Source organism: Thioalkalivibrio sp. ALJ1 (assembly GCF_000745395.1).
Taxonomy (GTDB): domain Bacteria; phylum Pseudomonadota; class Gammaproteobacteria; order Ectothiorhodospirales; family Ectothiorhodospiraceae; genus Thioalkalivibrio.
Genome location: NZ_KN050684.1, coordinates 1,901,584 through 1,925,206 on the forward strand (window position 1 = coordinate 1,901,584; position 23,623 = coordinate 1,925,206).

Below are 23,623 nucleotides of genomic sequence, written 5' to 3' on the forward strand. Positions count from 1 at the left end.
TGGTAGGGTGGTTAAGTAAACGGGAGCGGGGTGCCGGTTTGTTGGAGTCGCAGGCGTTACAACCAGGGATGGTGGTGCTGCACGGCAATCGCCTGGAGTCGCTGCGCACGCTGGCGGTGGAGTGGATGCGCCGCGCCCCGTTGGCGCCGCTGGAGAACGAGACCATCCTGGTGCAGAGCAACGGCATGGCGCAGTGGCTGCGCCATGCCCTGGCCGCACCACCGGATGCCGATCCGCCTGGTTGCGGGATCGCGGCGGCGTTGGACATGCAGCTGCCGTCGCGTTTCGTGTGGTCCGCCTATCGCGCGGTGCTCGGGGCGGAGGCGGTGCCGCTGGAGTCCCCTTACGCCAAGCGGCCGCTGACCTGGCGCTTGATGCGTCTGCTGCCGGAGTGTTTGGGGCAGGAGGCCTTCGCGCCGCTGCGCCAGTTTCTTCAGGACGACGATCCGGGGCAGGGTGGCGATCTGCGCAAGCGTTTCCAGCTGGCCGAGCGCCTGGCGGACCTGTTCGACCAGTACCAGGTGTACCGTGCCGACTGGCTGACCGACTGGGGAGCCGGGCGCGACGTCCTGCGCGATGCCCGTGGGCAGGAACTCGAATTGCCGCCGGGGCAGCGCTGGCAGGCCGAACTGTGGCGCTTGCTGCAGGCGGATATCGGTGCCGAACGCGAAGCGGTCAGCCGCTCGGCGGTGCATGCCCGGTACATGGAAACGGTGGGCGCGCTGGAGAGCCGCCCGGCGGGGCTGCCGCGGCGGATCATCGTGTTCGGCATCTCGTCGCTGCCGGGACAGATCCTGGAGGCGCTGGAGGGGCTGGCCCGGTTCTGCCAGGTGCTGGTTTGCGTGCACAACCCCTGCGAGTATTACTGGGCCGATATCGTCGCCGACAAGGACCTGCTGCGTGCCACACGTCGGCGTCAGGTGCGCAAGGCAGGGATGCCGGAGGCGCTGGAGGAGGCGGAGCTGCACAATCATGCCCATCCGCTGCTGGCGGCCTGGGGCAAGCAGGGCCGCGACTACATCGGATTGCTGGACGAGCACGATGACCCCAGCCGCTACGGCCAGGTCCTGCGCACGATGGACTGGGAGCGTGTCGATGTGTTCGAGGCGCATGGCACACGCGGGTCGGACGACTGCCTGCTGCACCAGCTGCAGGACGACATTCGCGAGCTGCGGCCACTGGCGGAGACCCGGGAGGCCTGGCCCGTAGTGGCCTCGGAGGATCGTTCCATCCAGTTCCATGTGGCGCACAGTCCGCTGCGCGAGGTGGAACTGCTGCATGACCGTCTGCTGGATCATTTCGAGCGCGACCCGGCGCTGCGCCCGCGCGACGTGATCGTGATGGTGCCGGATATCGACCAGTACGCCCCGCACATCGAGGCGGTGTTCGGTCAGCCGGAGGCCGATGATCCTCGCTTTATCCCGTACACGCTGTCCGATCAGGGGCCGCGCGGTCGTGACCCGGTGCTGATCGCGCTGGAGCCATTGTTATCGCTGCCCGAGAGCCGGATGGGCGTTAGCGAGTTGCTGGACCTTCTGGATGTGCCGGCGGTGCGTCGACGCTTCGGGATTGCCGAAGACGACCTGGGCACGCTTCACCGCTGGGCCGAAGGGTCCGGCGTGCGCTGGGGTCTGGATGCCGCCCAACGCGCCGGGTTGGGCCTCCCCGAGGGACTGGAGCAGAACACCTGGCGCTTTGGCCTGCGGCGGATGCTGCTGGGCTACGCGATGGGCGACCAGGGCCCGTGGCAGGCGCTGGAACCCTTTGACGAGATCGGTGGACTGGGTGCTGCGCTCCTGGGGCCGATGGATGCCCTGATCACGGCACTGGAGGAAGCCTGGACCTGGCTGCGCCAGCCGCACACGCCGGAAGACTGGGCGGCACATCTGGGCGCGCTGCTGGAACAGTTCTTCGCGGCCGAGAGCGACGCCGAACTGTACACCCTCGAGCAGCTTGGCGAGGCACTGGACCAGTGGCGCGAGGATTGCGCAGCGGCCGGTCTGGAGGAGGCGTTGCCGCTGGCCGTGGTGCGCGAGCAGTGGCTGGCGTCCCAGGATGATTCCGGGGTTGGCCAGCGCTTCCTGGCTGGGCAGGTGAACTTTTGCACCCTGATGCCGATGCGGGCGATTCCGTTTCAGGTGGTCTGTCTACTGGGCATGAACGATGGTGACTACCCGCGCAGCCCGACACCGGTGGACTTTGACCTGATGGCGAGCGACTACCGCCCGGGCGATCGCTCGCGCCGCGAGGACGACCGGTACCTGTTCCTGGAGGCACTGCTTTCCGCCCGCCGCCAGCTGCATGTGAGCTGGGTGGGGCGGCATGTGCGCGATAACGAGCCGCGCCCGCCGTCGGTGCTGGTCGGTCAGCTGCGCGATCACCTGGCCGCGGGCTGGGGGCTTACCGGGGTCGAAGGGCCCGAGGCCGGTCCAGAGCTGGTGAAGCACCTGACCACCTGGCATCCGCTGCAGCCGTTCTCGCCGGTGAATTTCCCGGCGGCAAAGGGCGCCGAGGCTCGCCACTTCACCTACGCGCGGGAGTGGGAGGCGATGCACGATCCCGCGCCTTCCCCGGCGGTGGATTCCAAAGGGGCACCGGCAGCTGTGCCGTTGCTGGAGGCCGAACGCGAGCCCCGTGCTCTGGGCGCAGAGGCGCTGACACGTTTTCTGCGTTATCCGGTAGAGGCCTTCTTCCGCTATCGCCTGGGGGTGTTCTTTGACGAGGAGGACGCCACCGGCGACGACCTGGAACCGTTTGGTCTGGGTGGGCTGGAACAGTGGCAGGTCCGCCAGCAATTAGTTGCGGCCGCGCTGGAGACGACCGAAGCGGTGGACGCCTGGCCGGCGATCCTGCAGGCGGAGTCCGCCAGGATGCAGCGCGCCGGGCGTCTGCCCCTGGGGGCTGCGGGCGAACTGGAGCGTGGCGCGATGGTGGCAGAGGCCACACGACTGCTGGAGCGGATCGGTGAGCGCTATGCGCTGTACCCCGACGCGTTGTCAGCGGCGCGGCCGTTGCGACTGGAGCACGAACACTGGGGCCTGGAGGCCGTGCCCCCCGCACTGCGTAGCAATGGGCAGGCGCGGGTGTGTCTGGACTACACCGCGAGCCGTATCAAGGATGGCAAGAAGTGGCGTTTCGACAAGTTGATGGCGCCCTGGGTCCGGCACCTGCTGGCGAATGCCGGGTCCGGTGACGTGGGCTCCGAGCTGGTCGCGCTGGACACCCGGCTGGATCTTCCGGGGCTGGAGGCCGGTCTGGCCGAGGAGCTGCTGGGTACGCTGCTGGAGGCCTGGGCGGCGGGGCAGGAGCGTCCGCTGCCGCTGGCCTGTGGCGCCGCGTTTGCCTGGCTGGGGGCGAAGGACGGCACGAAGGACCCGGATGAGGAGGCGCTGAAGACCCTGCGTGGGAGCGACTTTTCTGCTGGCGACTGGTCGCGCAGCCCGGCGCTGGCGCGCGCCTGGCGCGACCCCGAGAGCCTGCTGGAAGACCCCGATTTCGCCTTCTGGCGCGACCGCATCTACCGGCCGGTGTATGTGGTCGTGGGTCAGGCAGAGGCCTCGGAATGACGGCGTCCGCGCACAAGCTGGACCTGCTGGCGCTGCCCTTGCACGGCAGTCGTCTAATCGAGGCGAGCGCCGGCACCGGCAAGACCTACACTATCGCCGCGCTGTACCTGCGCCTGGTACTGGGGCATGGCGAGCTGCCCGAGGGTGCTGATGCCCTGACGCCGCCGCAGATTCTGGTAATGACCTTCACCGACGCGGCCACCCAGGAGCTGCGCGAGCGGATTCGCGAAGCACTGGCGATCGCGGCGCGGGTGTTTCGCGCACCGGACCCGGATGCGGTGCCGGGCGTCGAGGACATCCACAAGGCGCTGCGCAGCGAGTACGCCGAGGCGGAACGTCCGGGGGCCGCGCGCCGGCTAGAGCTGGCGGCGGAGTGGATGGACGAGGCCGCGGTCTCCACCATCCATGGCTGGTGCTACCGCATGCTGCGCGAGCACGCCTTCGACAGCGGGAGCCTGTTCACCCAGGACCTGGCGAGCGACCAGCAGGAACTGCTGGCGGAGGCCACCCGCGACTACTGGCGTCGCTTTGTCTACCCGCAGCCACCGGCGCAGCTTGCGCTGTTGCGTAACGCCTTCGGGACCGATCCCGACGCCCTGTTGCAGAAGATCCGGCCACTGGTCGGCCATCTCCCGGCCCGTACAGGGGATGCCGAACTGGAGACGCCGGAGGGGCTGGAGGCGGCGCTGGGCGAACGTCTGGAGCGGCTGGAGGCGATGAAACGACCCTGGCGCGAGGCGTTCGATACGGTGGCCGAACAGTTCGAGGCGCTGCGTTCGAGCGTGCTGAACGGGGGTAAGTACAGCAACCCGGAAAAGCTGTTGGGGTCCATGCGCGAATGGGCCGCAGACCCGGGCGCACTGCGTCCCGGTGGTGTATCCGGCGATTCGCCGCTAGAGCGGTTCAGTACGGCCGGGATGCAGGCGCGGCTGAAGAAGGGACAGGTATTGCCGGAGGATATGCACCCGGCCTTCACTGGACTCGACAATCACGCCGAGGTCTGCGTGGATGACCTCGAGCGCCTGTTGCAGAGTGCCGCACGGCAGGTCGATGCGCAGTTCCGCCAGGCCCAGCGCCAGCGCGCGCAGATGGGATTTCATGACCTGCTGACTCGGTTGCGCGATGCGTTGGACGGGCCCGGTGGCGAGCACCTCGCCGCGACGCTGCGCGCGCAGTTCCCGGTGGCCCTGGTCGATGAGTTCCAGGATACCGACCCGGTGCAGTACCGGATCTTCCACCGCGTGTATCGCATCGACGAGAACCCCGATGATCTCGGCGTACTGCTGATCGGTGACCCCAAGCAGTCGATCTATCGTTTTCGCGGTGCGGATATCCATACCTATCTCGCCGCGCGCGCGGCAACCGAGGGGCGGCACTACACCCTGGAGCGCAATTTCCGCTCGACGGAGGCGCTGGTGGCGGCTGTGAACCGACTGTTCGAGCACGCCGAGGGTTGGGACGACGGAGCCTTCCTGTTTCGCAAGGGCGCGGAGAACCCGTTGCCGTTTCTGGCGGTGGACGCGAACGGGCGCAAGGAGGTTTTCGAGCACGCCGGGCAGGCGGCGCCGCCCGTCACGCTCTGGTGCCACGACCCCGGCGAGCCGGTGCCCAAGGGGGCCTACCGCGAGCGCATGGCCGCGGCCTGTGCCAGCCACATGGTGGCGCTGCTCAATGACGGCGCCACAGGGCATTGTGGTTTTCGCAAGAACGCCGCGGAGGACGGCCTGGAGCCGGTGCGCCCGCGCGACATGGCCGTGCTGGTGCGGGGGCGTATGGAAGCGGACGCGATCCGAGCCGAGCTGCGTCGACGCGGCGTGCGTAGCGTCTATTTGTCGGATCGCGAGTCGGTCTACGCCACGGACGAGGCGGGGGACCTGCTGCGCTGGCTGCGCGCCTGTGCCGAGCCGACCAGCGAGCGGCTGTTGCGTGCCGCCCTGGCGACCGCGACGCTGGGCCAGTCGCTCTCCGAGCTGCATCGGCTGACGGTGGACGAGCTGGCCTGGGAGGCACGGGTCGAGCAGTTCCGCTCCTATCGCGGCCTATGGCAGTCGCGCGGGGTGCTGCCGATGCTGCGCCGATTGCTGCACGACTTCGAGGTTCCGCTGCGGCTGCGTGCGAGCGCCGAGGGCGAACGCGCGCTGACCAACCTGCTGCACCTGAGCGAGCTGCTGCAACAGGCGGCCACGGAGCTGGATGGCGAGCAGGCCCTGATCCGCCACCTGTCGGAACATCGCGACGGCGAAGGCGAGACCGGGGAGGAACAGGTCCTGCGCCTGGAGAGCGACGAGGACCTGGTGAAGGTGGTCACGCTGCACAAGTCCAAGGGTCTGGAGTATCCGCTGGTGTTCCTGCCGTTTGTGTGCAATTTCCGTGAAACCAACAAGACCAAGGATGTGCCCTACCGCGATCATCCCCCGGAGGGTGGGGCGCGCTGGGTGTTCCAGATGGACGAGACGGTACTGGCTCGCGCCGAGCGCGAACGCCTGGCGGAGGACCTGCGGCTGTTGTACGTGGGCATGACCCGGGCGCGGCATGCCTGCTGGCTGGGGATTGCGCCGATTGTCTCCGGCGGCGGCAAGAGTAACCACTTCCACCTCACGGCGGCCGGCTACCTGCTGGCCGGGCCCGGGGGCGTCGAGGACGGCGGCCTGGAATCGGCCCTGAAGGCCGCGGCCGGCAGCGAGCCGGCGATCCATGTGGGGCCGCTGCCGGAGGCGAGTGAGATCATCGCGCAGACCGAGGGTGATGCGGTCGCGACGGGTCCGGCCCGGGTACCGCCGCCGCGCCGCTTCGAGCGTTGGTGGGTGGCCAGCTACAGCGCGATTGCCGCGCACGACGATGGAATTGCGCCGGTGGCCCCCGACTCGGCGCGTGAGGATGTGCTGCGCGAGGGGGTCGCGGATGCCAACCGACGGGCGCCGGAGGTCCCCGAGCCCGAGCTGCGGGCCACCAGTGGACTGCACGCCTTTCCGCGTGGGCCCGGCCCCGGGACCTTCCTCCATGGCCTGCTGGAGTGGGCGGCGGAACAGGGCCTGGCGGCGCAGGCTGAGCGCCCCGAGCGGCTGACGCAGGAGGTGGTCGCGCGTTGCGAGCGGCGTGGCTGGGGCGATTGGTCGACGACGGTTGCGGACTGGATGCAGCAGCTGATCGCGGCCGAATTCCCGCTGGAGGAGGGTACGTCCTTCCGCCTGGGCGGACTCGCCACCTATCAGCCGGAGCTGGAGTTCCTGTACCCGGCGCGGGATTTGTCGGCGGCCGAACTGGACCAGGGCGTGCGCGCGCAACTGATGCCCGGGCAGCCGCGAACGCCGCTGGGGAACGTGACCCTGAACGGCATGCTGAAGGGGTTTGTGGATCTGGTCTTCGAGCATGGCGGGCGCTACTACGTCGCCGACTACAAGTCGAACTGGCTGGGCGCCTCGGCCCGGGCCTATGCGCACGAGCACCTGCAGGCGGCCGTGCTGGAGCACCGCTACGACCTGCAGCTGGTGCTATACACCCTGGCGCTGCACCGGCAACTGGGGGCGCGCCTGCCAGGCTACGACTACGACCAGCACATGGGTGGCGGGGTGTACCTGTTCCTGCGCGGCGTGGAGGCGCCGGGGCACGGGGTGTTCCACCACTGTCCGCCGCGGGCGTTGATCGAATGGCTGGATCGGCGCATGTCGGTGGGTCCGGGCCAGGGGGAAACGGCATGACCGCGTGCCCGACGACGGGCCCTCTGGCTTCGGCTCAGGCCGTGCTCGTGCTTCTGCGCGAGTGGGAGGACGCGGATTGGTTGCGCGGCGTGGACCGGGCGCTAGTGCGTTTCCTGCACGAGCAGGTGCCATACGCACCCCCACTGGCCTTGCTGCTGGCAGCGCTGGCCAGCCACCAGGTCGGGCGTGGGCATGTGTGCCTGGAGCTCGGGGCCTTGCTGCACGCACCCGATGCGACGTTGTCCCTGCCCCCGGAGGGCGAGCCGGGCGTATCGTTACCGCTGCGGCCCTCGTCGGTGCTGCAGGGCATTTCCGCCGCACAGGTGGCGGAGGTCTTGCAGGACGGAGTCCTGGCCGGGTCGGGCGAGGTGGGTGGAACGCCGCTAGTTTACACCGGCGAACAGGTGTACCTGCGCCGCTACTGGGAAAGCGAGCGCCGTATCGGGCAGGCGATCCGCGCCCGGCTTGCGGACTGCGAGACCTGGCAAGGGGCACTAGATGAGCAGGAGGTGCGTGACTGGCTGGGCTGGTTGTTCGGGCCGCTGCCAGCCGCCGGCGAACCGGACTGGCAGCGGCTGGCCTGTGGCCTGGCGGCCGGGTCCGGGTTCAGCGTGATCACCGGTGGACCCGGGACCGGCAAGACCACCACGGTGCTGCGTCTGCTTGCGTTGTTGCAGGGTCTGCAGGGGCCGGACGACCCGCTACGCATCTGGCTTGCCGCGCCCACGGGCAAGGCGGCTGCGCGCCTGAATGCGTCGGTGAGCGGGGCGCTGGACCGGCTGGGGCTGGATCAGTTGCCCGATGGGGAGGCGCTGCGCCGGAATCTGCCGGCCGAGGTGGTGACCGTGCACCGTCTGCTCGGGGCGCGTCCGGATACCCGGCACTTCCGCCATGGGGCGCGCAATCCACTGGCGGTGGACGTGCTGGTGGTGGACGAGGCCTCGATGATCGACCTGGAGCTGATGGCGAGCCTTGTGGAGGCCGTACCCCACACCGCGCGTCTGATTCTGCTGGGGGATCGTGACCAGCTTGCCTCGGTGGAGGCCGGCGCGGTGTTGGGCGAGCTCTGTCACCGCGCGGGGGGTGGGCACTACACGCCACGGACCGCGCGGTGGCTGGAGGCGGTGACCGGGATGGTCGTGCCGGAGGCCATGCAGGACGCGGCCGCGCAGGCACTGGACCAGCACATCGTGATGCTGCGCGAGAGCCATCGGTTCGGCGCGGATAGCGGGATCGGCCGGCTGGCCGCCGCCGTGAATGCGGGGGAGGTGTCCCGTCTACCGAGTATGGATTCAGCCGTGCAGCAAAAGGTGCTCGCGGGGCCGGAGGATCCGGCGCTGGTGGCGCTCGCGGTGGATGGACGTAAGGATGTATCGGAAGGCGAGGCGGTCGGCTACGCCGGCTATCTGGAGGGCCTGCGCATGGCGCGACCGGCCTCGGCGGCACCGCGCGCGGCCTGGGAGGACTGGGCGCGCGATGTCCTGGCGGCGCATGGGCGGTTCCAGTTGCTGTGTGCGGTGCGACGCGGACCGTGGGGGGTGGAGGCGCTGAACCGGCGGATTGCCGCGGCGCTGCAGGCGCGCGGGCTGCTGGAGGGGGACCCCGCCCGGGTTGGCCACTCCGGCGGACATGAACCATGGGTCGAGGGCCGCCCGGTGATCGTTACCCGCAATGACTACGCGCTGGGTTTGATCAACGGCGACATCGGCATCGCCCTGGCGGTCCCTGCGTGGCTGGCGCGTGGCGAACCGGAGGCGGGCGATGGCGATGATGATGCGTCCGTCCTGCGCGTGGCGTTCCTCGCGGCGGGCGACCGCGTGCGCTGGGTGTTGCCCAATCGCCTGGAGGCCACCGAGACCGCGTTCGCCCTGACCGTGCACAAGGCCCAGGGCTCGGAGTTCGAGCACGTGGCGCTGGTGCTGCCGCAGGCGGATAGCCCGATCCTGACTCGCGAGCTGGCTTATACCGCGATTACCCGCGCCAGCCACTGGTTCAGCCTGCTGGAACCAGGGGTAGGCACCCTGGCGGCGGCCAGTCAGCGCCAGATCCAGCGTAGCGGGGGCCTGCGGCGCTGGTTGCAGGACGACTGAACGGAGGCGAACGTCGATTCTGTGGAGCCAATCACGTAACCGGGCATCGGGTGATATCTCCATCACGATTAATTTACGGCTGCGCCTCACCACGATAGGGTGTTTAGCTAGACGGTCAGTGCGGCTGAGACGCAAGGCGATGGATGGCATTCCGCATCCGGATTGTCCCGCGATCCAGCGCCTGCCCGGTTCCCTCGAACCGCTGACCAAGGTGCGTCCTATGCCCCTCCCCTCGCTCGCAAGCGTTCCCGGGCGCTTGACGCCGCTCTTCGCCCTTTTACTCCTGATGGCCGGTACGTTGGTGCTGAGTGGCTGTGCGGCGGAGTCCGATGAAGACGACTCCGCGGCAACGGAGGCGGAGCCGGTGGAAGTGCCGGTGCGTCAGGTGGATCGTGAACTGGTATCCATCTCGCGTACCTATACCGGGCGCACCCACAGCCCGCGTTCGGTAGAGGTGCGGGCGCGGGTGTCCGGGGTGCTGGAGAGTCGGCTCTACGACGAAGGTGATAGCGTCGAGCAGGGTGATGAATTGTTTCGTATGGACCCGGCGCCATTCGCGGTTCAGGTGCGCAGTGCCGAGGCGAGCCTGGAGCGTGCGGAGGCGGAATGGCGCCAGGCCGAGCGCGAATGGGAACGGGTACGGGACCTGTACGAGGACAATGCAGCCAGTGGCCGCGAGCGCGACGAGGCCCGTTCACAACTGGAACTGGGGCAGGCCGCCGTGGCCGAGGCCGAGGCGACATTGGCCGAGGCGCGTATTGATCTCGACTACACCTCGGTGACCGCGCCGCTGGATGGCGTGGCCGGGTTCGAGGAACGCCCCGAAGGCAGCCTGCTGCAAGAAGGTGATCTCCTCACCACCGTGACGCAGTTGAACCCGATCCGGGTGGATTTTGCGGTACCCGAAGCCCACTTGACCGCCTATGGTCCTCAGATCCGTTCCGGAGTGGGACTGACTGTGCTGCTCACCTTGCCGAATGGGGACTTGTATCACCATCAGGGCCAGCTTGACGCGACCGAGGACGCGGTCGACGAGGCCACGGGCATGATGAATGTGCGTGCGATGTTCCCGAATCCGGATGGGTCGATGCTGCCGGGACAGTTCGTTCGGGTCACCTTGAGCGGCCTGCAGGCGGGGCACGGGGTGCGGGTGCCGCACACGGCCGTGACGGAGATCGAATCCGGGCCGGCGGTCTATCTGCTGGATGAGGACGACATCCCGTATACCCAATCCATCACGGTTGCGATGGACCTGGGCGACGACTTTCTGGTGACCCGTGGGATCAACGAAGGGGATCGCCTGGTGATTGGCGGGGTTTCGGGCGTGGCGGAGGGTGAGCGGGTTTCGCCGCAAGACGCGCCTCTTGCGGCTGAGCACCCGGTTGCACCGGGTGTATTGCCTGAGGTGGCCCCCGACCTGCTGGACGAGGTCGCCGAGCCGAGGACGGATTCTGGCGTTGCGGACGAGATCCTCGATGACATGGGGAACGGGGCGGGGGACCTGGACTGATGCTCCGCTTTTTCATTGGGCGGCCGGTCCTTGCATCCGTCATCTCCATTCTGATCGTGCTCGCGGGCACCGCGTCCGCGTTCCTGCTGCCGGTTGACCAGTATCCGGACATCCTGCCGCCGAAGGTCATTGTATCGGCCAGCTATCCCGGTGCCAGCGCGGAGGCGGTGGCGGAGTCCGTGGCGGCGCCCATCGAGGCGACCGTGGATGGCGTGGACAACATGGCCTACATGCGTTCGAGGTCGTCGGATGACGGCAGCATGGAGTTGATCATCACCTTTGAGGTGGGGACCGACCCGGATATCGCCGCGATCAATGTGAGCAACGAGGTGGAGGGCGCCCAGGGACGCCTGCCGGAGACCGTAATGAGTTCCGGGATCTCGGTAGAAAAGCGTGCTCCCTCGATGTTGCAGATGGTCACCTTTACTTCGTCGGATGGGAGTCTCGATCCGCGTTTTATCAGCGACTATGTCTGGCGCAACGTGTACTCCGAGTTGCGGCGGGCACCCGGGGTGGGTGACCAGACCTTCTTTGGTGCACAGATCTACTCCATGCGGATCTGGCTGCAGCCCGACCGGATTGCGGAGTTTGGTTTGACCCCTGGGGATATCCGCAGCGCCGTTCAGGAACAGAACGAGCAGTACGCGGCGGGGCAGTTCGGGTCCGAGCCTACTGAGGGGAGCGTCGATTTCACCTATGCGGTGACGACGCCGGAGCGGTTCTCGGAGGTGGAGGAGTTCGAGCAGATCATCCTGCGCAGCGCGCCGGATGGTTCGGCGCTGCGTCTTGGCGATGTGTCGCGGGTCGAGCTCGGGGCGCATATGTATGACTTCGAGGCGACCCATAACGGCGAGCGTGCAGTGCCCGTGGGGATCTACCTGGAACCCGGCGCGAATGCCCTGGATACGGCCCGCGGGGTCCGCGAGATCCTAGCCGAGCTGGAGCCCCGTTTCCCGGACTCGCTCGAATATCACATCCCGTTCGATACCACCCACTTCATTGATCAGTCGGTGCAGCGCGTACTACTGACGCTGATCCAGGCTCTGATCCTGGTGGTGGCCGTGGTGTATCTGTTCCTGCAAACCGTGAGGGCGACTGCCGTACCCATTGTGGCGGTGCCGGTATCGCTGATCGGCACGCTGGCGGGTATGTACCTGCTGGGATTCTCCGCGAACATGCTGACGCTGTTTGGGCTGGTGCTGGCCATCGGGATCGTGGTGGATAACGCGATCATCGTACTGGAGAACACCGAACGCTTGATGCGCGAGGAGGGCTTAAAGGCGAAGGAGGCCGCCTACCGCACCGTAGACGAGGTGGCGACCCCGATTATTGCCATGACGCTGGTGACGGTTGCGGTGTTTGTGCCGGTGGCCTTCATTGGCGGATTTACGGGCCAGATGTATCAGCAGTTCGCAATCACGATTGCGGTATCGGTCGCGATATCCGGAGTAGTGGCGCTGACGCTGAGCCCCGCGATGTGTGCGCGGCTGTTGTCCGATCGCCCGCGGCGGCCAGCCTTTCCCTTCCGCTGGTTCAACGGGGCCTTCGAGCGGGGCACGGCCGCCTACATGGTCGGGGTGCGCTTCCTTTTGCGGCACAACGTGATCGGTATGGCGTTGTTCGCGCTGATGCTGGTAGCGATCGTGGTGATGTTCCGCATGGTCCCGGGCGGCCTGGTGCCGGACGAGGATCAGGGGTATGTATTCGCGGCTGCGGAGTTGCCGGCCGCGTCTTCGCTGCCGCGTACCCGCGAGGTGATGGAGCGGCTGGGGGATGCGGCCCTGGAAGATTCGGATACGGCCGACGTGGTGAGTTTTTCCGGCATGGACCTGTTGTCGGACGGGATGAAGACCTATACCGGTGCGGCCTATGTGACGTTGAACGACTGGTCCGAGCGCCGTGGCGAGGGCCAGAGCAGTGATGCGGTCGTGGACCGCCTGGTGCGTTATGGCCAAGAGGATCCAGAGGCCGAGATTCGAGCCTTCAATCCACCGCCGATTACGGGTATATCCACGACGGGTGGCTTCGAGGCCTATCTCCAGAGCCGGATTGGGGACGATGCGTTCACGATGCGCGAACGTGCGGAGGAGGTAATCGAGGCCGCGCGGGAACGTCCGGAGCTGGCCGATGTACGCACCGCACTGGATGTGGACGTGCCCCGCTACGATGCGGATGTCGACCGTGAACGCGCGTTTGCGGCCGGGGTTCCCATGGGCGATGTGTTCGACGCCATGCAGAGCACGTTTGGGGCCGTGTATCTCAATGACTTTTCGCTATTCGGACGGGTAATGCGGGTGCACATGCAGGCGGACTCCGGCTTCAGGGAACGTCCGGAAGACCTGGATCGGGTGTTCGTTCGGTCCGACGAGGGGGAACTGGTCCCGCTTTCAACCTTGGTGAGCGTGGACCGGGTGCAGGGTCCGGATGAAGTGGAACGGTTCAATGTCTTCCCCTCCGCTCGCCTGATGGGACAACCGGCGCCGGGATATAGCTCGGGGGATGCCATTGCGGCGCTGAACGCGGTGGTGGACGAGACGCTCTCGGATGACTACCTGTTGAGCTGGACCGGGGCCGAGTACCTGGAGCAGCAGGCATCGGGGACCTCGGCCCTGGCGTTCGCTCTGGGTGTGCTGTTCGTGGTGCTGATTCTGGCGGCGCAGTACGAGCGCTGGAGCCTTCCGCTGGCCGTGTTGATGGCGGTGCCGTTCGCGGTGTTCGGGGCCCTGGTGGCGATCTGGCTGGCCGGGCAGGAGAACGGTATCTACTTCCAGATCGGGCTGCTGGTGCTGGTTTCGCTGGCGGCCAAGAACGCGATCTTGATCGTTGAGTTTGCTCAGCTGAAGCGCAACGAGGGGCTGGAACTGATGGAGGCCTCGGTGGAGGCGGCCCGGTTGCGTTTCCGTCCGATCATGATGACCGCGATGTCATTCATCCTGGGGGCGGTCCCGCTCGCACTAGCCTCCGGCGCGGGTGCCAACAGTCAGCAGGCCATTGGCATCGGCATCATTGGTGGAATGCTGAGCGCGACCTTCCTGGCGTTGCTCTTTGTGCCCCTGTTCTACTACCTGATCTCCAGTGCGATCGAGCGCCTGGGTGGGCGTGGACCGGAGCCCAAGGAGGCTGCACATGCGTAAGTCACTGGTCGGCTTGGTGGGGCTCGCGGGAACCGTCTGGTTGAGTGGTTGTGCCCTGGGGCCGGACTATGAGCGGCCGGATGTCGCGCTCCCCGAGGCCTGGCCCGAGGAGATCGATGAGCAGATGGACGTCGACTATTCCGACGTCGAGTTCTGGTGGGAGATGTTCGAGGATCCGATTCTCGACCGTCTGGTGCGCGAAGCACTGGAGAACAACATCGAGACCGAGATCGCGGCGGCACGGGTGGTCCAGGCACGTGCTGTGTTGGGACTGGAGCGGGCGGAACGCCACCCGCAACTGGACGGTGTGATCGAGGTGGAGCGGGAAGACCCGGGCATAGGCGGGGATGGCCCCGAAACCGACTTGGCCGTATTCGGCCGACTCAGTTACGAAGTCGACCTATGGGGCCGGTTGGCGCGCTCCGAGGAGGCGGCGCGGGCACAGTTGCTGGGCACGGCCTTTACACGTGATGCCGTCCGGCTGGCGGTTATGAGCGATGTGGTAAGTACCTATTTCGACTACCGTGCTACCCGCGAACAAATCGATACCACCGAGGACACCATTCAGTCCCTGATCGAGGCTTTGGGTCTGGAGCGTTCGCGCCTGGAGAGTGGAGCCACAACGGACCTGACCGTACGCCAGGCCGAGGCAGAGCTGGAAACCAGCCGCGCCGGGCTGCCCTCACTGGAGGCCGAGGCGGAACGGCTACGCCGGGCCCTGGCGGTGCTGGTGGGGGATAGCGAGGCGGTCGTCGAGGGTCTGGATTCTCTGGGCGATCACGGTCTGGAGGAACTGCCGGAGACCTTGGACGGGTTGCCGCATTCCATTCCCTCCGACCTGCTGGTGCGGCGGCCCGACATTCGTGCCGCCGAGGCCTCGCTCATCGCGGCCAACGCCAATATCGGAGTGGCGCGAGCCGAATGGTTGCCCAGTCTGAATCTCGCGGCCCTGTTGGGTAACGAGGTGAACCGACCGAGCCAGTTCTTTACCGGCGCGGCCGGGCTATGGGAAATCAGCGCCCAGTCGGTTGCCCCGATCCTGGATTTCGGACGCCGTCAGGCGACCATCGAGGGTGTGGAAGTCGAGCGGGATATCGCCGAGCTGGAGTACCAGGGGGCGATCCAGGACGCTGTGGTCGAGGTGGCGGATGCTTGGAGCGAATTGCGTGCCCAGCATGAGCGCGTGGCGATCTACCAGCGCGAGGTAGCCGCCCGCATTGAGGTCGTGCGCCTGGCGGAACGGCGTTACCTGGGAGGATTTGTGGGCTACCTCGAAGTGCTGGATGCGCGGCGGGCTCTGTTCGAAGCGCGCTTGACGCTGACCGACGCTTCACGCGACCGGCTGGCCGCGACCGCTGACCTGTATCGGGCATTGGGTGGTGGCTGGGCCGGGGATGCCCAGCTTCAGGATGTACTGGAAGATGTCGAATCCGGGTCCGGATAGCAGCTGGTTGCGGCTCGGGTTTTCTCAGTGGTTGCGGCTGCCATAGGTAACGACCGACTCGATGCGCTGGGCGCGCTCTTCATCCATGCCCTCGATGCCGGCCAGGGTGTCGGCGTCGGCGTTGACGATATCCCGGACGCTGCCGAGCTGGCGCAACATCTCGCGGGCCTGGTCCGGTTCCACGCCGGGTAACCCGCTGACGATGAATTCGGCTGCCGCTCGGCGCTTGTCCGGGCGTGTGGGGCGGGCGGTGGCATCGGGTTCTAGCTGTGCATTCAGGCCCAGCAAATAGATCAGCATGCCGCTGTTATCGGCATCGGGGCTAGGCAATACGCTTACGCCCAAGGCGATAGTGAGGTGGGCGAGGGCACGATGAATGTCTAGCGCCTGCTGATGGAAGCGCGGTTCGTACAAGTCCCCCTCGACGATGTAGATCACCTGATCATGGTTGGCCTTTAGCTTGGCCGCGTTCTCCCACAGGGTCTGGTCTACCACGCTTAGCACCATGTCGGTGGCGGATTTGCGTTCCACCACCACGCCGTTCGGCAGTTCGTAGTCGCCGACATCGAGGTCGGTGAACTCCAGTTCCACGCCCTCCAGGCGCTCGATGCGCTGAATGATCTTGCCCTGTTCGCGATTGTCTACGCGGATCGGCAGATGAACGTTTTCCATGGGGGCTCCGGGTGATTGGCTGATGCACGGCACTCTAGGACCTGGAATAGGTCACGCCAAATGGCCGGATGCCGGGCGGGGCGAGGAGCCGCCCGAGAAGCTGTGCACGGGTGTCACTTTTGCCTCGAGTGTCCCTTAAGAAGACGCTGATTGAATCGCACGTACGTATTGGCGCCCCCCAGTGTTTCGAGACAAAGTGCGCCGTGCAGCGGGTAGTGGTTCTACCCGCCCCTTCTCTGATGGATCTGGGGCGCAACGCAGGATCGGGGACCAGGGGGCACCAACCCTACAAGCCATTGAACGCAGGGCAGGGGCTCGGCCGCCCGTTGTTGATCGAAAACGTGCACATGACCAGGCGATACCGGACATATATCGAAGGGGTTATGGGTAGAGTGTCTTTTCATTGATGAAACGCGTATAGTACCGCCATCGAACGCCCCGCCCGTCAGCGTCCGTTCATCTGATCCAGAGCCATTTCGGTTCGCAGTGATCCCCCTGATTTCGTTTCCCCCGATGGGTGCTCCGTGTTGAACGAGTGGCGGGTAGCGTTGGAGCTTTCCATGACTGATACGACCTTTGCCGACCTCGGGTTGGCCGATACCCTTTTGCGCGCGTTGGAAACCTCGGGTTACCAGCACCCGACCCCGATCCAGGCCCAGGCCATCCCGGAAGTCCTGAAAGGGGGCGACCTGCTGGCTGCCGCCCAGACCGGTACCGGCAAGACCGCCGGCTTTACCCTGCCGATCCTGCAGCGTCTTTCCACCAGCGATGCGCCGAAACCCGGCAATGGCCGCCCGCGCTGCCTGGTGCTGACCCCGACCCGCGAACTGGCCGCCCAGGTGCACGATTCCGTGAAGACCTACGGGCGCAACCTGAAGATGCGCTCGATGACGATCTTCGGTGGTGTGAACATGAACCCGCAGATCAAGGCTCTGCGCGACCGCATGGACATCGTGGTGGCGACCCCGGGGCGTCTGCTGGATCACGCCAACCAGAAGACGATTGATCTGTCCGGTGTGGAGATCCTGGTCCTCGACGAGGCCGATCGCATGCTGGACATGGGTTTCATCCGCGACATCAAAAAGTTGATCGCGATGATGCCGGGCAAGCGCCAGAACCTGATGTTCTCGGCGACCTTCTCCGACGAGATCCGAAAGCTGGCCAACGGCCTGCTGACCCGCCCGGCGGAGATCGACATCGCCCCGCGCAACACGGCCGCCGAGAGCGTGCAGCAGAGTGTGCATCTGGTCGAAACCAGCCAGAAGCGCGAACTGTTGAGCCACCTGATCCGCACCAACAACTGGGAACAGGTGCTGGTGTTTACCCGCACCAAGCATGGCGCCAATCGCCTGGCCGAAAAGCTGTCCAAGGACGGCGTGCGTTCGGAGGCGATCCACGGCAACAAGAGCCAGGCGGCGCGTACCAAGGCGCTCAAGCAGTTCAAGTCCGGGCAGGTGCCAGTGCTGGTGGCGACGGATATCGCCGCCCGCGGGCTGGACATTGACCAGCTGCCGCAGGTGGTCAACTTCGAGCTGCCGAATGTGCCAGAGGATTACGTGCATCGCATCGGTCGTACCGGCCGTGCCGGCTCCGCCGGTGCCGCGCTGTCGCTGGTGGATGGCGAGGAGATCAAGCTGCTGAAGGGTATTGAACGCCTGATCCAGCGCCCGATCGACCGCATCGAGACCGAAGGCTTTGCCGCGCCGAAGCCGGCTGCCAATGACGGCAACGGCAACCGCCGCGGCGGTCGTGGCGGCAAGCCGGGCGGTGGGGCACGCAATGGCGCCCCGCGCAACGCCCGCGGTGGCAAGCCTGGCGGTGGCCGCGGCGGCAACGGCCGTCCGTCTTCCAATGGCAATCGGGCGGCGCGCAGCCGCTAACCCGGCCCGCTAACGCACTACCGCGAACCCGCGGCCCCGACTCCCGGGCCCGCGGGTTTTTTTGTGCCTGAAATTCAAAGTCGTTTCACCATAGAGCGCAAGAGTACACAGAGAAATTCAAGGGCGAAAAGCTTTAGCAGGAAGGTGGGAAGGTTTATTTAATTGGGGCGCCGAGGAGTCCTGGACGATCCTGCAAGCCCAGGTGCCAGCCGATCCTCGGCGCCCACCCGAAAAATCTTCTTGTCTTCCCATCTTCCTGTTAATCGCCCTTGACCTTGATCACGAGGGGCATCGTTGAGTGGTGGATACTGTGCCGACTTAAGGCTGGGGGCGGTTGGTCGCTAACGAGGCCAAAGGAGGGTGCCGATGAAGATTGGACCGTTGGGTGGACTGCGACTGAAGCTGATTATCCTGGTGATCGTGGTGAGTACGGTTCCGCTGTCGATCATGGGTGGGGTGACGTTCCACACCATGAAGGGCGATCTGGCCGCAGGGGTGGACGATGCCCTGGTGACGCAGCTGTGGTGGTTGCTGTGGGCGTTGTGGGTCATCGCGTTCGTGGTGGCGTTGGGCATCGGCTGGTTCTATGCGAACGTGCTTACGCGGCCGCTGGAGCGTCTGGCCGACGGGTTGGAGGCGATTGGCGAGGGCCGCGCGGATCTTGGGCACCGCGTGGAGGTCACCACGGACGACGAGATCGGCCGCACCGGCGAGGCCTTCAATACGGTGATGGGGCGGCTCTCGGGGCTGATCCGCCAGGTCGCGGATGCGGCTGACGGGATCGCGGCCTCCGCGCGCCAGCTGGAAGGGCGCAGCAACGAAATGACGCGGGCCACTCACGAGCAGCGCGGTGACGTGGAACAGGTGGTCACCGCGATGAACCAGATGTCCGCCACCGTCCAGCAGGTGGCCAACAACACCCAGAGCACGGCCGAGAGCGCGGGTCAGGCGACCCGTGCGGCGGAGGGTGGGCGTACCGTGGTCAAGGCGACCCAGGGGGCCATCAATACCTTGGCCGGGCAGATTCGCCAGGCCAACAACGTTATTGGCGAGCTGAAAGGGGATTCCGACAACATCGGCACCATCTTGCAGGTAATCGAGGAGATCGCCGAGAAGACCAACCTGCTGGCGCTGAATGCCGCGATCGAGGCGGCGCGGGCGGGCGAGGCCGGACGGGGCTTTGCGGTGGTGGCGGACGAGGTCCGGCACCTGGCGCAGCGTACCAATGACTCCACCGGGGAGATCCGCTCGATCATCGAGCGTCTGCAGGCCGGGGCGACCCGTGCGGTGCAGGCCATGGAGGTGAGCCAGCAGCATGCCGAGACCTCGGTGGACAAGGCGGGCGAGGCCGGCGAGACCCTGGAGTATATCCACGACTCGGTAACGGCCATCGACGATATGACGCGGCAGGTGGCGAGCGCGACGGAGGAACAAAGCCAGGTGGCGGAAGAGATCAACCGAAACATCCACCACATCAACGACATCGCCGTGCGCAATGCGGATGGGGCGAACGAGATGCAGCAGGCGGTGGAGGCTCTGGAGGCCCTGGCGCAAGGGCTACAGCAGGAGGTTGCGGGCTTTCGGCAGCAGTCCTAGGGAGACGCTGGTTTAAATCGGCGCCTCACTAGAGAAGCGTTCGTGTGAGCGTGTTCGGGCAGTTGGAAGGGGTGGGTACGACTCACCACCCCCACCCTTCATGTCGTCAGAAGCCTCGGTGCAGCGCATCAAAGCCCAGGGCGACGTCGTCCGGGTCGGCGCCGGGCTCGATGCGGAGGCGTTCTCGTACGGTGTCGCGGTCGATGTGCGAGGCCTCGATGGCCTCGTCCTCCAGCCGGTATAGCCACCAGGCGAGGGCCGCTTGGGTACGGGTCTCGGACCAGGGTTCCAGGTCGGTCCCTACGCGTTCGGCATGCGCTCCTAACGCTTCATCGAAAAATGGCTCCAGGCGATCCAGGGCAGCGACCGGGTCCGGTAGCTCCGGTTGTTCGCCTTCCAGCGCGTATACGGCACGTGCGAGTTCCTGCCGAGCGATCTCCGGCCAGATCTGCGAGGGTAGATAGCCCTCCATTGCCGGGCGGCCCGCGGCGGTAATGCCGTGCAGGTAGCCGCGTTCGGTGTGGAGATAGCGATCTAGCGCTTCCATGGCTTCCTGCGCCCACTCCAGCGTCTCCTCGTCCTTGGTGACCCGAGCCAGATTGGCGAGGGCCGCGATGGCCTGCCCAGAGGTGTCTGCGTAGGTGTTGCGGTCGACCTGCGGTGGGTCGGTGTCGCGGCGAGTCTCCGGGTCCAGTTGGTAGTAGTCGCGGTCGGCGTACTGGCTGTTGCCGAAGCGTAGCTGGCGTTGATCCCAAAGCTGTTCCCGAAAGTAGTCGCGAATCCCCTGGGCGATCTCCACGTAGCGGTCGTCACCCAGCGCTTCGTAGGCATCGGCGAACAGCCACATGAAGGCGGCGTTCTGGTCCAGGCGCTTGGAGGTCTCCAGCGCCAGGACGGGATCGCGCTGGTCGGGGTCGTGAAAGAAGAAGAACCCGCCCTCGACTTCGTCGTAGAGATCCTCCGCGATCTGGTCGAGCAGGCCGGGCATGCGGTCTTCCCACTCTTTCTGGCCCAGCAGGAAGCGGTAGGTCCATGGCTGGGGGCGTTTGCTCAAGGTGCCAAATGTGGCGCTGCCGCTGAGGCGGTCGGCACGTTCGTCGTAGACCTCGCCGAGCATTTCGAGAAAGGCGTCCAGGTCATCGATGCCAGCGTCGTCCGGCGTGATCTCGCGCCCGGTGACGGAGAACATGTCGCGCTGGCTCTCCAGGATGTTCTGCAGGTCGCGGGGATTCACATGCCCGGTGAACCGGGTCAGCATCTCGTCTTCGTGGTTCACGATGACTACGAAGGGCAGGCCCCGGCCGCCATAACGCCGGAACAGGTCCGCGCGTTCGTCCAAATCGACCAGCACTGGGATGTAGTCGCGCTCAATCGATTCCACTACATCCGGGTTTTCCAGCGATTCGTCCTGAAAGTCTCGACACCAGGTGCACCATTGGCCGTGGAAGTAGAAGAAGATCGGGCGTTCGCGGGCCTCGGACTCTTCGAAGAGCGCACTGTCCCAGTCCTGCCAATCAATGCTCGAATCCGCCGGATAGTCTTCGGCGGCGCCTGGAACGGCGAACATCAGCAAGGCGCCGGCCGCGAGGCATGCGAAGAGTGCGGCGCCTCTGTGACGGTTGATTCGGGGTCGGTGTGGGGATGCGTACTGACGGTTCATCGTGAGTCCGCCCTGTTCACGTATGTAAAGGTATAGACCAAATGCCGGGCCTGAGCGTTCCTGTCGGGCGGGCGTTGCAGTGTGGGGCGGGTGGTAGGATGCCCGAGTTCTGGGACCACTGGGAGTGAGCATGAATCATCAGCGCGCCGGGCATCTGCGCATGCTGCCGCCGATTTCGATCGTCGTCCTGACACGCGTCGGATTGCAACGATGACCGACGCTCGACCACGAGTCGTCCATCTATTGCCAGGGCTATGGGCGTCTCCAGCAGGGATGGAGGGTCATCATCCGTCGCCGTGGGTGCGACGGTTGGGACGCTGGCTGGGGCGTGCCCAGGCCCACCGTAGGACGAAGATCGCGGTGGGCTGGGAGGCTGCGTTGGCGGACTCCCTGGATTATCGCCAGCCGGAACAGGGCCGGCGGACCTGGCTGGCCCAGCCTGTGCAACTCACTCCAGGGATGAAGGATCTGGTCGCCCATCCGGTCGGTCCCGTGGCCGATGCCGAACGTGAGGCCTTGTGGTCCGCCGCCGAGCCCGAGCTCGAAGCAGCCGGTGCGACCCTCCAGCTCTCGGAGGACGGGTTGTGGGAATTACTGCTCGAGGCCGAAGGCCAAGCGGCAGGGCTGCCGCCGTCGGTGGGGCTGGGTCGGTCGATGGGAACACCGTCTCTTAAGGACGACCTGGCGCGGCGCCTTCAGGTGCTTAGCAATGGTCTGCAGATGGTCTGGTTTCAGCATCCGGTGAACCTGGAACGCGAACGCGAGGGTCGCGGTGGCGTTCATGGACTCTGGTTGTGGTCCCCGGGTTGCGCCTCCAAGGTCACGCCCGTGCGCCGAGTATGTGGCGGTGGGACGATTGCGCGTTGGTTGGCCCGAGGCGCCGACGTTGACTGGCAGGCCGACCCGGCGGCGGCGCCGTCGGAGCATGGGGACACCGTGGTGGTGGTCGATGCGCTGGCCGCGCCGCCCTCGTACGAGCGGCGACTGGAGTTGCTGGAATTGGTGGCCGAGGACGTGGTGGCGCCCAAGGTACGTGCCCTGCTTCGCGGGGAATTGAGTGCCCTCGAGTTTATTGACCCCGATGGCCCCCATGCAGGCGAGGGTTCGGGGCAGCCTGGGATCCCCCTGGTGCTGACGCGACGCGACGCACTAGCGCTGTGGCGCCGCTCGCGCAGGCCCTGAAGACGTTGGTGGGTGTTATACTGCGCGGCTTTTCTTTCTCATGCGATGGAACGTGTCGTGAACCCTGCGGCACCCGACGGAAACTGCCATGGAACTGAACGCGCTGTATTCCCGGATTGATGATCTGAAAGGCCGCCTGGAAGGCCTTAGGGGGTATCTTTGACTACCCTGCCAAGGAAGAACGGCTAGAGGAGGTCCAGCGCGAGCTGGAACAGAATCCGGATATCTGGAATGACCCGGAGCAGGCCCAGGCCCTGAACAAGGAGCGCGCCCAGCTCGAGAATGTCGTGGTCAATATCCGCGAGATCGGGATCCAGCTGGACGAAAGCCGCGACCTGCTGGAGATGGCCGAGGCCGATGACGACGAAGAGACGGCGTCGGCGGTGGAGGCGGATGTCGAGGCGCTGACCGCGCGTATTGAGGGCCTGGAGTTTCGCCGCATGTTCTCCGGCGATATGGACGAGGCCAACGCCTACCTCGACATCCAGGCCGGCTCTGGCGGCACCGAGGCGCAGGACTGGGCGAACATGCTGCTGCGCATGTACCTGCGCTGGGCCGAACACAAGGGCTTCAAGGCCGAAGTGACCGAGCTCTCCGAGGGCGAAACCGCCGGTATCAAGAGCGCGACCGTGCATGTCCAGGGCGAGTACGCCTTTGGCTGGTTGCGCACGGAGACTGGGGTTCACCGCCTGGTGCGCAAGTCGCCGTTTGATTCAGGCAACCGCCGCCATACCTCGTTCGCGTCCGTGTTCGCCTCGCCGGAGATCGACGAGAATTTCGAGATCGAGATCAATCCGGCAGATCTGCGAGTGGATACCTACCGCTCCTCCGGCGCTGGTGGTCAGCACGTGAACACGACCGATTCGGCGGTGCGCATCACGCATGTCCCGACCGGTGTCGTCACGGCCTGCCAGGCCGGGCGCTCCCAGCACAAGAACCGCGAAATGGCCATGAACCAGCTGCGCGCCAAGCTCTACGAACGGGAGCTACAGGAGCGTAATGCAGAGAAGCAGGCGGTCGAGGACACCAAGTCCGATATTGGCTGGGGTAGTCAGATCCGGTCATACGTGCTGGATCAGTCGCGGATCAAGGATCTTCGCACCGGCGTCGAGGTGGGCAACACCCAGGGTGTGCTGGATGGCGACCTGGATCCGTTTATTGAAGCCAGCCTGAAGAGTGGCTTGTAAGTCT

General features: G+C 66.0%; 12 protein-coding genes. 10 read left to right on the forward strand and 2 right to left on the reverse strand.

The window, feature by feature from the left end; all coding sequences use genetic code 11:
* Positions 1-68: 68 nt before the first annotated feature.
* The 6 genes from recC (at position 69) to F462_RS11380 (ending at position 15,442) form a co-directional block, all read left to right on the forward strand.
* Positions 69-3,566 (forward strand): exodeoxyribonuclease V subunit gamma, encoded by a 3,498-nt coding sequence (recC, locus tag F462_RS11355; protein ID WP_038054204.1) that lies wholly within the window; start codon positions 69-71, stop codon positions 3,564-3,566.
* Positions 3,563-7,264, forward strand: coding sequence for an exodeoxyribonuclease V subunit beta (recB, locus tag F462_RS11360; protein WP_038054207.1), 3,702 nt, complete (start codon positions 3,563-3,565; stop codon positions 7,262-7,264). The genes recC and recB overlap by 4 nt, the downstream gene beginning before the upstream one ends.
* The gene (gene recD / locus F462_RS11365; RefSeq protein WP_038054210.1) at positions 7,261-9,354 is read left to right on the forward strand and encodes an exodeoxyribonuclease V subunit alpha; all 2,094 of its coding nucleotides are present in this window, start codon (positions 7,261-7,263) and stop codon (positions 9,352-9,354) included. The genes recB and recD overlap by 4 nt, the downstream gene beginning before the upstream one ends.
* Positions 9,355-9,574: 220 nt before the next feature.
* Positions 9,575-10,864, forward strand: coding sequence for an efflux RND transporter periplasmic adaptor subunit (locus F462_RS11370; protein ID WP_051918139.1), 1,290 nt, complete (start codon positions 9,575-9,577; stop codon positions 10,862-10,864).
* A complete protein-coding gene (locus F462_RS11375; protein WP_038054212.1) occupies positions 10,864-13,998 on the forward strand; it encodes an efflux RND transporter permease subunit in 3,135 nt (1,044 codons plus the stop codon). Before F462_RS11370 ends, F462_RS11375 begins: the two co-directional genes overlap by 1 nt.
* Positions 13,991-15,442, forward strand: coding sequence for an efflux transporter outer membrane subunit (locus tag F462_RS11380; RefSeq protein WP_038054215.1), 1,452 nt, complete (start codon positions 13,991-13,993; stop codon positions 15,440-15,442). The genes F462_RS11375 and F462_RS11380 overlap by 8 nt, the downstream gene beginning before the upstream one ends.
* Positions 15,443-15,466: 24 nt before the next feature.
* Here the strand turns inward: F462_RS11380 and F462_RS11385 are convergent, their stop codons facing one another.
* The gene (locus F462_RS11385) at positions 15,467-16,114 is read right to left on the reverse strand and encodes an ERCC4 domain-containing protein (RefSeq protein WP_038054218.1); all 648 of its coding nucleotides are present in this window, start codon (positions 16,112-16,114) and stop codon (positions 15,467-15,469) included.
* A 560-nt stretch (positions 16,115-16,674) separates the two neighbouring features.
* Between F462_RS11385 and F462_RS11390 the strand changes: the two genes are divergently transcribed.
* Both F462_RS11390 and F462_RS11395 read left to right on the forward strand, forming a co-directional pair.
* Positions 16,675-17,994: a DEAD/DEAH box helicase gene (locus tag F462_RS11390; RefSeq protein ID WP_038054221.1), complete on the forward strand. Its 1,320-nt coding sequence runs from the start codon at positions 16,675-16,677 to the stop codon at positions 17,992-17,994.
* A 366-nt stretch (positions 17,995-18,360) separates the two neighbouring features.
* On the forward strand, positions 18,361-19,590 hold the full coding sequence (locus tag F462_RS11395) for a methyl-accepting chemotaxis protein (RefSeq protein WP_038054224.1): 1,230 nt from the start codon (positions 18,361-18,363) through the stop codon (positions 19,588-19,590).
* A gap of 106 nt (positions 19,591-19,696) precedes the next feature.
* On the opposite strand, the gene F462_RS11400 is transcribed toward F462_RS11395, so the two are convergent.
* A complete protein-coding gene (locus F462_RS11400) occupies positions 19,697-21,157 on the reverse strand; it encodes a DUF255 domain-containing protein (protein WP_038054226.1) in 1,461 nt (486 codons plus the stop codon).
* 471 nt (positions 21,158-21,628) lie between these two features.
* On the opposite strand from F462_RS11400, the gene F462_RS11405 reads away from it, so the two are divergent.
* Both F462_RS11405 and prfB read left to right on the forward strand, forming a co-directional pair.
* On the forward strand, positions 21,629-22,432 hold the full coding sequence (locus F462_RS11405) for a hypothetical protein (RefSeq protein ID WP_208854174.1): 804 nt from the start codon (positions 21,629-21,631) through the stop codon (positions 22,430-22,432).
* Positions 22,433-22,520: 88 nt separating this feature from the next.
* Positions 22,521-23,619, forward strand: a protein-coding gene (gene prfB / locus F462_RS11410; RefSeq protein WP_156100409.1) for a peptide chain release factor 2 whose coding sequence is annotated in 2 segments (ribosomal slippage) — positions 22,521-22,592 and positions 22,594-23,619 — 1,098 coding nt in all. Because the reading frame shifts where the segments join, the coding sequence is not laid out codon by codon here.
* The last annotated feature ends 4 nt before the right edge of the window (positions 23,620-23,623 follow it).

Excerpts from the sequence above, each read along its gene's own strand:
- recC (WP_038054204.1), top strand. The coding sequence starts at position 69 with ATGGTGGTGCTGCACGGCAATCGCCTGGAGTCGCTGCGCACGCTGGCG.
- recB (WP_038054207.1), top strand. The coding sequence starts at position 3,563 with ATGACGGCGTCCGCGCACAAGCTGGACCTGCTGGCGCTGCCCTTGCAC.
- recD (WP_038054210.1), top strand. The coding sequence starts at position 7,261 with ATGACCGCGTGCCCGACGACGGGCCCTCTGGCTTCGGCTCAGGCCGTG.
- F462_RS11370 (WP_051918139.1), top strand. The coding sequence starts at position 9,575 with ATGCCCCTCCCCTCGCTCGCAAGCGTTCCCGGGCGCTTGACGCCGCTC.
- F462_RS11375 (WP_038054212.1), top strand. The coding sequence starts at position 10,864 with ATGCTCCGCTTTTTCATTGGGCGGCCGGTCCTTGCATCCGTCATCTCC.
- F462_RS11380 (WP_038054215.1), top strand. The coding sequence starts at position 13,991 with ATGCGTAAGTCACTGGTCGGCTTGGTGGGGCTCGCGGGAACCGTCTGG.
- F462_RS11385 (WP_038054218.1), bottom strand. The coding sequence starts at position 16,114 with ATGGAAAACGTTCATCTGCCGATCCGCGTAGACAATCGCGAACAGGGC.
- F462_RS11390 (WP_038054221.1), top strand. The coding sequence starts at position 16,675 with ATGACTGATACGACCTTTGCCGACCTCGGGTTGGCCGATACCCTTTTG.
- F462_RS11395 (WP_038054224.1), top strand. The coding sequence starts at position 18,361 with ATGAAGATTGGACCGTTGGGTGGACTGCGACTGAAGCTGATTATCCTG.
- F462_RS11400 (WP_038054226.1), bottom strand. The coding sequence starts at position 21,157 with ATGTTCGCCGTTCCAGGCGCCGCCGAAGACTATCCGGCGGATTCGAGC.